At 38.5% G+C, this 12,736-nt stretch carries 11 protein-coding genes; 9 read left to right on the top strand and 2 right to left on the bottom strand.

Annotated features, from left to right (window positions below; all coding sequences use genetic code 11):
- The first annotated feature begins 74 nt into the window (after positions 1–74).
- On the top strand, positions 75–1,901 hold the full coding sequence (gene glmS / locus MP3633_RS16110) for a glutamine--fructose-6-phosphate transaminase (isomerizing) (RefSeq protein ID WP_176336296.1): 1,827 nt from the start codon (positions 75–77) through the stop codon (positions 1,899–1,901).
- A gap of 490 nt (positions 1,902–2,391) precedes the next feature.
- On the opposite strand, the gene MP3633_RS16105 is transcribed toward glmS, so the two are convergent.
- Positions 2,392–2,871 (bottom strand): REP-associated tyrosine transposase, encoded by a 480-nt coding sequence (locus MP3633_RS16105; RefSeq protein ID WP_176336295.1) that lies wholly within the window; start codon positions 2,869–2,871, stop codon positions 2,392–2,394.
- Positions 2,872–3,095: 224 nt separating this feature from the next.
- Positions 3,096–4,475 carry an MBL fold metallo-hydrolase RNA specificity domain-containing protein gene (locus MP3633_RS16100; RefSeq protein WP_425324757.1) on the bottom strand — a complete coding sequence of 460 codons (1,380 nt, stop codon included), beginning with the start codon at positions 4,473–4,475 and terminating at the stop codon, positions 3,096–3,098.
- A 345-nt stretch (positions 4,476–4,820) separates the two neighbouring features.
- Here MP3633_RS16100 and MP3633_RS16095 point away from each other — a divergent pair, with 345 nt between their 5' ends.
- Genes MP3633_RS16095 through MP3633_RS16060 form a run of 8 tightly spaced genes read left to right on the top strand, consistent with a single transcriptional unit; the run spans position 4,821 to position 12,735 of the window.
- Positions 4,821–5,168: a MarR family EPS-associated transcriptional regulator gene (locus tag MP3633_RS16095; protein WP_176336293.1), complete on the top strand. Its 348-nt coding sequence runs from the start codon at positions 4,821–4,823 to the stop codon at positions 5,166–5,168.
- Positions 5,169–5,182: 14 nt separating this feature from the next.
- Entirely contained in the window at positions 5,183–6,445 is a 1,263-nt protein-coding gene (gene tviB, locus MP3633_RS16090; RefSeq protein WP_176336292.1) for a Vi polysaccharide biosynthesis UDP-N-acetylglucosamine C-6 dehydrogenase TviB, read from the top strand.
- 52 nt (positions 6,446–6,497) lie between these two features.
- Positions 6,498–7,445, top strand: coding sequence for a Gfo/Idh/MocA family protein (locus tag MP3633_RS16085; RefSeq protein WP_176336291.1), 948 nt, complete (start codon positions 6,498–6,500; stop codon positions 7,443–7,445).
- 1 nt (position 7,446) lies between these two features.
- The gene (wbpD, locus tag MP3633_RS16080) at positions 7,447–8,025 is read left to right on the top strand and encodes a UDP-2-acetamido-3-amino-2,3-dideoxy-D-glucuronate N-acetyltransferase (RefSeq protein WP_176336290.1); all 579 of its coding nucleotides are present in this window, start codon (positions 7,447–7,449) and stop codon (positions 8,023–8,025) included.
- Positions 8,022–9,101 (top strand): DegT/DnrJ/EryC1/StrS family aminotransferase, encoded by a 1,080-nt coding sequence (locus tag MP3633_RS16075; RefSeq protein ID WP_244959703.1) that lies wholly within the window; start codon positions 8,022–8,024, stop codon positions 9,099–9,101. The genes wbpD and MP3633_RS16075 overlap by 4 nt, the downstream gene beginning before the upstream one ends.
- Positions 9,098–10,507: a glycosyltransferase gene (locus MP3633_RS16070; RefSeq protein WP_244959701.1), complete on the top strand. Its 1,410-nt coding sequence runs from the start codon at positions 9,098–9,100 to the stop codon at positions 10,505–10,507. Before MP3633_RS16075 ends, MP3633_RS16070 begins: the two co-directional genes overlap by 4 nt.
- Positions 10,497–11,603, top strand: a complete 1,107-nt coding sequence (locus MP3633_RS16065; RefSeq protein WP_176336847.1) for a glycosyltransferase — start codon at positions 10,497–10,499, stop codon at positions 11,601–11,603. Before MP3633_RS16070 ends, MP3633_RS16065 begins: the two co-directional genes overlap by 11 nt.
- Positions 11,596–12,735 carry a glycosyltransferase gene (locus MP3633_RS16060; protein ID WP_176336289.1) on the top strand — a complete coding sequence of 380 codons (1,140 nt, stop codon included), beginning with the start codon at positions 11,596–11,598 and terminating at the stop codon, positions 12,733–12,735. Before MP3633_RS16065 ends, MP3633_RS16060 begins: the two co-directional genes overlap by 8 nt.
- Position 12,736 lies beyond the last annotated feature (1 nt).

Raw genomic sequence — 12,736 nt, 5'->3', positions numbered from 1 at the left:
AGCCGCCTTTAACTTCATCATATTTATAATGGTACTGAACGAAGATTTAGTACCAACGCAAGAAGGATTCTCCCATGTGCGGAATAGTTGGCGCCATTGCGCGTCGTAACGTATCAAAAATTTTAATTGAAGGGCTTAGCCGCCTTGAATACCGTGGCTATGACTCTTCTGGTATTGCAATTAATAACGAAGATGGTGTGTTTTCGCATCGAGCAGTAGGCAAGGTACAAGCGCTAAAAGACAAGTTTGACGCTCAGCCGTTGGACGGGAAAATGGGAATTGCTCACACACGTTGGGCCACACATGGTAAGCCGACCGAAGCCAATGCCCATCCGCATTTTTCGGGTGAGGATCTCGCCTTGGTGCATAACGGTATTATTGAAAATCATGAGCCGTTACGCCGTGAATTGAAAGCCAAAGGTTATGAGTTTAAATCCGAAACCGACACCGAAGTGATTGTTCACCTGATTCACGATGCATTAAAAACGCAGCCCGACTTGCTTAAAGCAGTACAAGCGACTTTAACGAAATTGCATGGTGCGTTTGCTATTGGCGTCGTACAAAAAGACGATAATGATCGTTTTATTGCGGCGCGTAAAGGCAGCCCACTGGTTGTGGGTGTGGGGATTGAAGAGAACTTCGTGGCGTCAGATCAGCTTGCGCTATTACACGTGACCGACCAATTTATCTTCTTAGAAGAAGGGGATGTGGTTGAACTAACCCGTGATCAAGTGACTATCTATGACGCGAAAGGCGAGCCGCAAGATCGTCCAATCAGTGTGTTCAATCACAATGTCGATGCCACGGATAAAGGTGAATTTCGCCACTATATGATGAAAGAGATCTATGAACAGCCTAAAGTGATTAGCGCTTGTTTGGAAGGTCGCATTAGCGAAACGAAAGTATTAACCAGTTGTTTCGGTGCGGATTCAGGCTTCTTAAAAGAAGTAGAAAACGTCCACATCGTTGCTTGTGGTACCAGCTACCATGCTGGCATGGTGGCAAAATATTGGATTGAAGATTTAGCGGGCCTACCGTGCAGTGTGGAAGTGGCCAGCGAATACCGTTATCGAAAAGTGGCCGTACCGAAGAAAACCTTGTTTTTAACCTTATCGCAATCAGGTGAAACCGCCGATACGTTAGCCGCGTTGCGTATGGCAAAAGAATTGGGCTATCTGACAACCTTGGCCATTTGTAACGTACCATCCAGTACGCTGGTCCGTGAATCAGCACTCACTTTACTGACGAATGCAGGAACAGAAATTGGCGTAGCATCAACCAAAGCCTTTACTACTCAACTTACTGCGCTACTGATCACCAGTGTCGCCATTGCGGTGGAAAATGGCTTGTCAGCAGAGAAGGAAAAAGAGCTAGTTCAAGCCATGCGTTCTTTACCAGCTCATGTGAACGATGCGTTGTTACAAGATGCGCATATTAAGAAAGTGGCTGACCGCTTTGCTAATAAGACCAATGCTCTATTTTTGGGGCGCGGCACTATGTTCCCAATCGCCCTAGAAGGCTCTTTGAAACTGAAAGAAATTTCGTATATTCACGCAGAAGCGTACCCAGCCGGTGAGTTGAAACATGGGCCGCTAGCCTTGGTGGATGAAGATATGCCGATCATCGCACTAGTGCCGCACAACGACATGTTAGACAAACTCAAATCTAACTTACAGGAAGTGGCGGCTCGTGGTGGCGAGCTCTATGTTTTTGCCGACAAAGATACTGATTTGCACAACGAAGAAAACATCATTTTTACAGAAGTGCCAAAAGTGGACAGTATTCTAGAACCTATCGTTCATACTATTCCTTTGCAGCTTTTGTCATACCATGTTGCGGTAGTGAAAGGTACAGACGTAGACCAACCACGCAATTTGGCAAAAAGTGTTACGGTCGAATAAAGAGCCCATATCCAGTAGGCCGGATTGTGGTTATTCAATAGTTAAGTATCCTAAAAAAACCATAAAACAGAACTATAAAAGATAATTGTGACTCAATAAGACCAGGTTCACACCAGCTCTTGCAATGACACCACAACATTGTTTTTGCGGCACTTTGTATTCGGATACTTAACTTTGTTTTAATATACTTAACTATTGAACACCCACAGAACCCACATCCCGTAGGCCGGATAAGACGAGGAACGAGGCGTAATCCGGCACGGAAATGATGCTACTGATACCGCTCAAAACACATCCAAAACCTAACGCCGGATCATGGTCGTGCCTCCCTCATCCGGCCTACAAAAACCGTCATACCAACTTAAAACCACGAACACCAATCACTCGTAGGCCGGATGAGACGAGGAACGAGGCGTAATCCGGCAATGGAAGTTGAGGCAAAAAATGAAACGTAATTCGACTCTGACCATTGGTGGTGTTTTTTCATTAACTACAACAAACCATTCCAATGAATATCAAACAACCCCAATGCCGCGTCACGATGAAAACTTGAATATGGCCAATCAGCAGTTGATAACACATAACCATGTTTAACGGGGTTTAAATAACAATAATTAATATGGGCTCTCAAATCTTCATAGTTTCGGATCTCATGTTCCCAAAAGCGGTCCTGCCAAACACTCGTTTTACGATGTGTTCTCTCTTTTAACTTTTTGGTAAACAGCATCTTGATCAATTGCCATCGTCGGGAAAAATCATTATCGCCTTCCGGCAGCCGCCAAACAGCATGGATATGATCTGGTAGGATAACCCAAGCCACAATAACAAACGGTCGACGAGACTTTACATAACGGACACTCTCACGCAAAAGGTCAACATGATCAACCAGCAAAGAGGATTGTCGATCCTTCAGTGTTACGGTAAAGAAAAATGTACCGCCAAAACGCTTACTTCTAATATAATCGGACATCCATATCCTCCTATAATCAATAAATTGATATAATTCTACGTCAACGCCGGATCACAGTCGTGCCTCCTTCATTCGGCCTACAAAAACTGTCATATATATCAATTCAACACAACGAACACAAATCACTCGTAGGCCGGATGAGACGAGGAACGAGGCGTAATCCGGCAATGAGGTTGAGGCAAAAGATGAAACGTAATCCGGCAATGGCCGTCAATTTATTCAAACTACGGAATCACCACCTCACATTCCGGGTGCGCCAATTCAATCAACCTTTTCAATGTTTGCTTTGCGCCATCATCACCATGTACCAAATGTATTTTCCCTGGTTTCACGCGCATACGTTTAATAAAATTCAACAAATCCCGCTGTCCTGCATGAGCAGAATAGCCGCTTATTTGCTTTACCTTGGCTTTAATAGGATAACGCTCGCCATCGAACATAACATAGCCATTGGGCTTATCATGAAACCGCAAAATATCCCGCCCTGGTGTTCCGGAAGCTTGGTAGCCAACAAACAATACGTCGTTACGTTCATCACCCAACAAAGCCTTTAAGTAATTTACAATACGTCCGCCTGCACACATACCAGAAGCCGCAATGACAATGGCGGGTCGTGTTTGTCGTTGTAAATACGACACTGTCTGAAGGTGAGTGGCATGATCGTCGATGGTAGTAACTTGCTCGAAATCCAATGGATGTCGTCCCGCACTCACGCGCCGTTTTGCCTCGGCATCCCAATAGTCCGCTAAGGACTGATACACCTTAGTGAAGCGACTTGCCAATGGTGAATCAATAATGATGTCTATGTCTTCCCAGTTTAACGAAGTACCAGAGCGTGTCTTGCTGACGGGCTTTTGCTTATTCTGATGAATAATGTGTTCCAGTTCATACAATAATTCCTGGGTACGGCCAATACTAAAGGCAGGAATTAATACTGTGCCGGAATTACTCAACGCATGTTCTAGGCTGTGCTGGAGGTTTTTGCGTCGAGTAGATCGGTTTTCATGATTCCTATCGCCATAAGTGCTTTCGATGACTAATTGATCCGCCCGATAAGGCGATTTCGGTGCGGGTAATAAAGGCGAATGAGGTGCGCCTAAATCGCCAGAAAACACTACATCATGATATTTTTTGTGGGTCGCGCCTTTAGGCCGACAAATATCAGCATTTACCACCCGTAGCGTCACATAGGCCGAGCCTAAAATATGCCCTGCACGTGATAAGCGTACTTGAACTTTGGATTCGCTGTTCTTTACGTCATCAGAAAGTGGAATATCTATCCATTGCAAATACTCCAGAGGTACTAATTGTCCTGCCAATCTATGCAAGCAAGCGTTAATAATACTGGCATTGCGAGTAACACCTACCTTTAGTGCATCTTCGATAACCAGAGGAAGCAATTCCGCGCTTGGCTTGGAGCAATAAATCGGCCCTTTAAATCCTGCGGCTAATAAATAAGGTAAACGCCCAACGTGATCGATATGAACATGGGTAATAACCAAAGCTTGAACAGCAGACAAGTCAAATTCGATTTCTAATCGATTGGAAACCGCTCCAGAGCCTGATGTCTCAGCACCTTGGAATAAACCGCAATCTATCAGCACAGACTGATGAGCATCGATGAAAAGTTCATGGCAAGAACCGGTAACGCCTTGGACAGCGCCGTGATGTTTTATTGGTAACATACAAATCCTTATGTATTTTTTAAAGAAGAATCAAGATTAAACCACAAAACTCTTTAGGCCAAGCTAAAGACTTAATGCATCCCACATGATTAAAAAACACTCACTTTAAGGGTATATTTAAACCACATTAATTGCATAGTTGTATGCTTTAAATTATGATTGTTCACCAGATGAACTGTACTCACTAACGACTGAAATCGGAGTATGGAAACACATATGTATTTCTTTTTTCTCATTACTACGCATCAAGTGTAGGGTGCTTTAATGCTAACTGATGAATATCGTTACAAAATTTTAAAAGAATTACAGCAAGACCCAGACATTAGTCAGCGAGAGTTGGCGAAGCGTCTAGATATTAGTCTAGGAAAAGCCAATTTCTGTCTAAAGGCGCTAATAGAAAAAGGTTTGGTGAAAGCTGAAAACTTTAAAAGCAGCACCAATAAAGTTGGCTACTTATATTTGCTTACTCCAAGAGGGATTGAAGAAAAAGTGTCTATTACTCAGAGCTTTCTTCAAAGAAAATTGAACGAGCACGAAGCGCTTGAAAAAGAGATTAAGTCTCTTAGAGTGGAAATAAAAAATAACAAGCAGCAAAAACAGAATTTAGTTTAATTATTGGGTGGACAATGAAAAAAATTGCAGTGATTGGTTTGGGTTATGTGGGGTTGCCTCTCGCAGTAGAGTTTGGTCGGAAACAACAGGTGGTTGGCTTTGATATTAATCAGTCGCGTGTGAGTGAGCTTTTATTAGGTAAAGATTCGACCTTAGAGGTCACTTCTGAAGAGCTTGAAAAGTCATCGTTACTAAAGTTTTCGTCGAACATTGAAGATATAAAAGATTGTAATATTTATATCGTAACGGTTCCGACACCTATCGATGAAAGTAATGCTCCTGATTTAACACCGCTTCGTAAAGCTTCCTCTATGTTGGCGGCTATTATCAAACCAAATGATATTGTGATCTATGAGTCAACGGTTTACCCAGGGGCAACTGAAGAAGTCTGCATTCCTATTATTGAAAAAGCATCAGGTCTAAAGTTTAACGTTGATTTTTTTGCTGGCTACAGCCCAGAGCGTATTAATCCAGGGGATAAAATTAATACTTTAACAAAAATAAAAAAAATCACTTCTGGCTCTACGCCTGAGATTGCCAAATTTGTTGATGACCTATATAAATCAATTATTATTGCCGGAACTCACTCTGCAAGTTCTATCAAGGTTGCAGAAGCGGCGAAGGTTATAGAAAATACGCAGCGTGATTTGAATATCGCAATTATTAATGAGTTCGCTAAGATCTTTAATATTCTGAAAATAGATACACAAGAAGTGCTTGATGCCGCTGGAACTAAATGGAACTTTCTTCCTTTCAAACCCGGTCTAGTTGGCGGCCATTGTATTAGCGTTGATCCTTATTATTTGACTCATAAAGCTAAAGAAGTCGGTTATCAACCAGAGGTGATTTTAGCCGGTCGACGCATTAACGATGGCATGGGGCAATACACGGCAACTCAGCTCGTGAAGGCTGTATCTAAGCAAAAAATACACGTAGATGAAGCAAAAGTATTAGTACTGGGTTTTACCTTTAAAGGGGATTGTCCAGATGTACGTAATACAAAAATTGTCGATATGGTTAAAGAGTTACAAAGTTTCAATATGAATGTTGATGTTTATGATCATTGGGCGAACCCTGAAGAAGTTAAGCATGAGTATGGTATTGAGCTGATAGATGAACTTAAGAACGGCTACTACGATGCTATTGTTCTAGCTGTTGATCATTCAGATTATAAGAACTGGGGTGAAGAAAAAATTCGTGGTTTTGGCAAAGAAAAACATGTTCTTTATGATGTGAAATATGTTTTGCCTTATGGTCAGTCTGACTTACGTTTGTAGCTCATATTTGTAACTTTTAGTGATTTATAATGATTTGTTTGGTGGAATGAAAATGAAACGATTTGCTCTTATTGGTGCGGCTGGTTATATCGCACCACGACACCTTAAAGCGATTAAAGAAACAGGTAATGACCTCATAGTTGCTATGGATGTTAATGACTCTGTCGGTATCATGGATAGCCATTTTCCTGATGCAGAATTTTTTACTGAATTTGAAGCATTTTCTGCTTTTGTTGATGACCTGAAATTAAGTGGTGAAAAATTAGATTACATAGCAGTAGCATCACCTAATTACTTGCATCTACCGCATATGAAGTTTGCTTTGCAGAATGGTATTGATGTGATTTGTGAAAAGCCGTTAGTGTTGAATACTGCGGACCTGGATACGTTAAATCGCTATCAAGAAGAATATGGCGCAAAAGTGAACTCTATTCTTCAGTTGCGCTTGCACCCATCGATTATTGCATTGCGTGAAAAAGTGCAAGCGGCATCAGCGGATAAAGTGTTTGAGGTAGATTTAACTTACTTAACCTCACGTGGTAAATGGTACTTGAAGTCATGGAAAGGGTTTGATGAAAAGTCGGGTGGGGTTGCCACGAATATTGGTGTGCATTTTTACGATATGCTGCACTTTATTTTTGGTGATATTAAGCATAATGAAGTGCATTACCGTGATGAAAAAACGTCGTCTGGCTTTTTGCAGTATGAACGCGCTAATGTTCGTTGGTTTCTATCGATTGATGCGAATCATTTGCCTGATAATGCCGTTCATGGTGAAAAGTCCACTTATCGTAGTATCGATATTGAAGGTGAAGAGCTTGAGTTTTCAGGCGGTTTCACTGATCTGCATACGCAAAGTTATCAGCGTATTTTAGCAGGCCAAGGTTATGGCGTAGAAGACAACCGCGCGGCGATAGAGACGGTAGATGTGATGCGGAAATCTGCAATAATCGAAAACCCAATCAATCCTCACCCGTTGTTATCAAAGGTTAAGAAATAGTATGGCTTTTTATCAGCATGAAAGTGCCATTGTGGATGATGGTGCTCAAATAGGTGATGGTTCACGTGTTTGGCACTTTGTCCATATTTGTGGTGGTGCGAAAATCGGAACTGATGTCTCTTTAGGGCAGAACGTATTTGTTGGTAACAAAGTTACAATAGGCGATAACTGTAAAATCCAAAACAATGTCTCAGTCTACGACAATGTCCATTTGGAAGAGGGCGTATTTTGTGGGCCGAGTATGGTATTTACTAACGTATATAATCCACGTTCGCTTATTGAACGAAAAGATCAATACTTAGAAACACTCGTAAAGAAAGGCGTTACTTTTGGTGCAAATTGCACTGTAGTGTGTGGTATCACGGTTGGTGAGTTTGCTTTTATTGGTGCAGGGGCGGTTATTAATAAAGATGTCCCGTCATACGCGCTAATGGTAGGTGTGCCTGCGAGAAAAATTGGCTGGATGAGTGAGTATGGTGAGCAGCTGAATTTACCCTTAGAAGGTAATGCTGAAGTAATTTGCTCTCATACTGGTGATAGTTATGTTTTAAATGGAAAGTTCTTGAGTAAAAAATCATGATGCAATTTATTGATCTAGCCGCACAATACAAGCACTTAAAAGCGAAAATAGATAAACGTATTCAGGATGTTTTAGATCATGGTCACTACATTATGGGGTCAGAAGTACAAGAGTTAGAGGGAAAACTCGCAGATTATGTAGGTGTTAAACATGTGATTACCTGTGCAAATGGTACCGATGCTTTAACACTTGCCATGATGGTTCTAGACATAAAAGAAGGTGATGCTGTTTTTTGTCCTACATTTACTTTTTTTGCGACTGCAGAAGTAATTGCTTATGAAAATGCGACTCCTGTGTTTGTAGACTCAGATGAAGTAACGTTTAACATCTGCCCAATAGACTTAGAAAGACGCATTCAAGCGACTATTGCAGAAGGTAAACTAACACCGAAAGCAATCATTGCTGTTGATTTATTTGGATTGCCTGCTAATTACCCTGAAATCCAAAAAATAGCTGATAAATACAATTTAAAATTAGTTGAAGATGCCGCACAGGGGTTTGGTGGTGAAATAAATGGAAAGCGCGCATGTGGTTTTGGCGATATAGCTACAACAAGTTTCTTCCCTGCAAAGCCTCTTGGTTGTTATGGTGATGGCGGTGCAATATTTACTAATAATGATGAATATGCAGATTTACTACGTTCTTATCGTGTGCATGGTAAGGGCGCTGATAAATACGATAATATTAGAATTGGTATGAATTCTCGTTTGGATACTATTCAAGCTGCCGTGTTACTGGAAAAGCTGCTTGAATTTCCAATAGAATTGATTAATAGAAATAAAGCTGCAAAAAAGTATACTGTAGAACTTAGCTCACAGTATAAAACACCAACTATTCCAAATGGATACACAAGCTCCTGGGCGCAATATACTTTAGTTTCAAATGATCGTAATTCTGTAATGCAAGCCTACAAAAATAAAGGCATTCCAACTGTAGTTTATTATTCAACGTGTATGCATGAGCAAACAGTTTTTGAATATTTAGGTTACAGAAAAGGAGATTTTCCTGTTGCAGAGAAATTATCAAAAGAAGTATTTAGTTTACCAATGCATGGATACTTAGAATTTATAAAATGAAGGAATTTAAAAATAATGCCAAGTCTTTTATTGTTAAAAAAATATTATTTATAGTTCGCATGACTCCTTTTTATATTAACTTGGGTTATGCGGCTAAAATAGAAATACTTTCTATTATTTATAATGAAAAAACTGGTTTTAACGATAAGCTTCATAATCTTGAAACTTATCAAGATTTAAAATCTAATTATAGAAAAGCAATTAATGGCTTTGAAAAATCAAAATTAGGGAAGTTACTTTGTAAACGAGCTAGGAGAACTAAGAGAGAGCGAAGGAAATATGCTGCTAAGAATAATAAAGTAATTTTTTTGACTAGAAGTTGGCATTTTTTTGACCCTCTGGTTCAATTTTTTGAAGAAAATAATATGGAATTTTTTAAATATGATATTAATGAGTTTGACAAAGTCATTTTTGAAAAAAATAGAATAACCAATAAGTCAAAATACCATAGAGAGAAAGCATTCAAGAACTTGGCTATTACTTTTCGTAAGAAACAAAAATATAATGAAGGAAATCGATGTTTTACATCTGATGATTTTAATATTGAGTATGAAAATTCTGATATTTTTTTTGTTGATTGGTTAAACCATAATACTAATTGGGTTCTCGAAAATGTTAGTGATGATAAAAAGATTATTGTCCGGATCCATTCCTATGAAGTGTTATCTTTTTTCCCTGTAACCATTAACTTTGGTAGGATTGATGGTCTTATATTTATTTCTGAGGGAATAAAGGATATGTTTTTGGAGCTTTGGGGGTGGTTGCTTCCAAATGATATTCTAATAGATGTGTTGGATAATATTCGGAGTAAAAAAAGAATTTCATTAGAAAATGAGGTTTCTACAAAAAAAAGAAACAAAACGATAGGAATGATGCAGTACGCAGATTCAGTGAAAGGATTTCGATTTGCTTTTGATGTGTTTAAGGGCGTATATAAAGTCGATCCTGAGTTTAAACTTTTGCTATGTGGTAAAACATTGGCAGAGATAGATTCTGAAGAAAACATTAATATTCAGAATGAAATTAAGCAGTTACCCGAAGGCGTTGTACAAGAATTAGGTTATATTAAAGATATAGACTCATTTTTTCGTAAAGTCGGTTATATGTTATCTACTAGTGAAAGAGAGGGATCTCATGAATCAATAATAGAGGGGATGGCATATGGTTGTGTTCCAATTATAAGAAATTGGCCTATATTGGCACCATTTAACGGAGCTAAAAGAGCATTTCCAATGTGTGATATCATAGACCGTGTTGAAGAGGCTGTTGTGCAAATACTTTCTACGAAAAGTGATTATGAAAATATTAGTAGAGAATATAAAAAAGAGTCAAGGGTTTTCTTTAGTGATGACATTCCAAATAAGTATGTAGAATTTATTGAAAGAGTCAGACGTGATGAATATTAATAGAAAAAAAGTTTATTTTTTATTAAGTGCCGAAGCTTATCTCGAGCCAATTTCTGGTGACAGAATTAATGAGATGAATGTTATTCGGGCTATGCTGGAATACTATGATGTTTATTATAATGGGGTTCTTGTTAGTAAAGATGATAAGGTATTTGGTGACAAAGAAAGAATTATACATATTCCTAAAGAAGGTGAATATGACCTTATATATATAAGAGCAAATCGAGATGTTTTTCTTAAATCGCCTTCTCCTAAGTTATGGTTTGCTAGCCCATATTATGAAGACTGTTTTGAGCAAGCAGACGGGATTGTCTGTATGACAATGCCTTGGAAGCTTGCTTTAGAAACTTACAATAAAGAGAAGGTTGATTATTTTTGTAACACTTACCCAGAAGAGATGCCGCCGCCGAAAAAATGTATTTTATTTCCACAAGTTATTGACGATTCACACTTTGTTGAAAATAAGGCAAGTGAAAGGGTTGTAAAAAAAACGAAGCCATTAATTGAAAATATAACCAATTTTTTTAAGAAGAATAAGCTAAATCAGAAGGTGATTCGTCACTTTGGACCGATACGACCTTCAAATTACCCCTATCAAGTTATAGAAGCCTTAAATGATAAGAAAATTGCATCTAAAGTACGAGCAGAATCTATAGGCGCAGGAAAAAAATTGGCGTTGCCAAAACAAATAATTAATGTTTCAAGAGTACCTCAGGAACAGGTCTCCGAAATGCTCCGCTCAGCATCTGCCATTTGGTATAACCAAGACGCATCAGGACATATTGCCGGTTCTTTAAAAGTATTGGAAGCTATGGCTGTAGGTGTCCCCATCATATTACCTAGATATGATGCACGAGTTGACGAATTAGGTGAGGAATATCCTTTTTTCTGGGATTTAGATGATGAATCTACAATTAAGGATGAGGTGCAAGATGATTTTAAAAAAAAATTGATGGAAATTATAAATTTAACTCCAGAAAAACGTTCTAAGTTAGAAAAATATTTGAAGAAAAGAGCAAAGAGGCATTCAAAAGAAAGTGTAGCCTTGATTCTAAAGTCAGAACTAGAAAGTTTTTGGGAGTATTATAATGACTAACTCTCCAAAGGTATCGGTAATAACGTTTGCTTACGTCAATGAAACTAATGGCAGGTACGAGCTGTTAAGAGAGTGTATAGAGTCTATTCGAAATCAAAATTATCCAAACTATGAACATATCATCATTGATGATGGTAGTGATATTGATTTATCACATTTAGAAAATGATTATGATAATCTCATTTATATTAAAAAGCTAGGTACAGGTATAATTTCTTCAACTTATACTTTTAATCTTGGACATGAATTAGCGACCGGAGATTATTGTATATATTTGCCCTCAGACGATTTACATGTAGAAGGTGCCATAGCATGTTTAGTTGATGCATTAGAAATAGAGCCAACTGCTTCAATGGCGATAGGTAAAGCTATTTATGAATATATCGATGGTAGCATTGTTACTTGGGCTCCTGATAAAGATAAAATTGAGAATAAGCTGCACGAAGGTAATTATATAAATGGTTGTGCTGTTATGTGGCGGCGTTCAAATTATTTGTATGCTTGTCTTCCTCCTAATTATACTGGGTTTTGTTGTGATTATGACTTATGGGCAACAATTTCTAAGTTAGGACGTATCGTTTATCCAGACGCGGATGTAGTAAAATATCGCCACGTATCAGATTCTACTAGGAATAAAACACGCAGCAGCTTCATTGTTAGTCCAAGAAAAGAAGATAAAGTATTTTATCAGTATTCAAAAGAAAGTCGCATTGAGTTTGTAAGGCTGAGGTGTAGACAAAGTATTGAGCATATTAAAAAAATTGATGTTTCAGATTTTTCACTTGGAAATGCTAAACAAGTAACACTTTCTATAGTTTTTCCTAATTCAATTATAAGGCATCTTGTTAAAAGGAAATGGGATCTAGTTAATGATTTTTTTGAAAAAAATAGTAAAGAATACAGAGACTTGAAAAAAGAGCTTCTTGACTTTGAGGGAGAAATCATTTTTCAAAATTTAAGCCTATCAGCATTATGCTTAATAAGGCAGTTGTCAGAGAAGAAAGTTTATATTTTAGATGATTTTAATAAAAATAATTGGTTAATAGACTATTTCCCTTTACCTTATATACAATCTGTAATAAATCGAGAGGGTAAGGTAAATAGTGAGTTTTCAAGTTTTATAGGGCTTTAGT

Origin of the sequence: Marinomonas primoryensis, assembly GCF_013372285.1 — a bacterium.
Lineage (GTDB): Bacteria > Pseudomonadota > Gammaproteobacteria > Pseudomonadales > Marinomonadaceae > Marinomonas > Marinomonas primoryensis.
Note: the sequence above shows the minus strand (reverse complement) of the source record. Positions and strands in the feature narration are given on the sequence as shown.

Excerpts from the sequence above, each read along its gene's own strand:
- glmS (WP_176336296.1), top strand. The coding sequence starts at position 75 with ATGTGCGGAATAGTTGGCGCCATTGCGCGTCGTAACGTATCAAAAATT.
- MP3633_RS16105 (WP_176336295.1), bottom strand. The coding sequence starts at position 2,871 with ATGTCCGATTATATTAGAAGTAAGCGTTTTGGCGGTACATTTTTCTTT.
- MP3633_RS16095 (WP_176336293.1), top strand. The coding sequence starts at position 4,821 with ATGCTAACTGATGAATATCGTTACAAAATTTTAAAAGAATTACAGCAA.
- tviB (WP_176336292.1), top strand. The coding sequence starts at position 5,183 with ATGAAAAAAATTGCAGTGATTGGTTTGGGTTATGTGGGGTTGCCTCTC.
- MP3633_RS16085 (WP_176336291.1), top strand. The coding sequence starts at position 6,498 with ATGAAACGATTTGCTCTTATTGGTGCGGCTGGTTATATCGCACCACGA.
- wbpD (WP_176336290.1), top strand. The coding sequence starts at position 7,447 with ATGGCTTTTTATCAGCATGAAAGTGCCATTGTGGATGATGGTGCTCAA.
- MP3633_RS16075 (WP_244959703.1), top strand. The coding sequence starts at position 8,022 with ATGATGCAATTTATTGATCTAGCCGCACAATACAAGCACTTAAAAGCG.
- MP3633_RS16070 (WP_244959701.1), top strand. The coding sequence starts at position 9,098 with ATGAAGGAATTTAAAAATAATGCCAAGTCTTTTATTGTTAAAAAAATA.
- MP3633_RS16065 (WP_176336847.1), top strand. The coding sequence starts at position 10,497 with ATGAATATTAATAGAAAAAAAGTTTATTTTTTATTAAGTGCCGAAGCT.
- MP3633_RS16060 (WP_176336289.1), top strand. The coding sequence starts at position 11,596 with ATGACTAACTCTCCAAAGGTATCGGTAATAACGTTTGCTTACGTCAAT.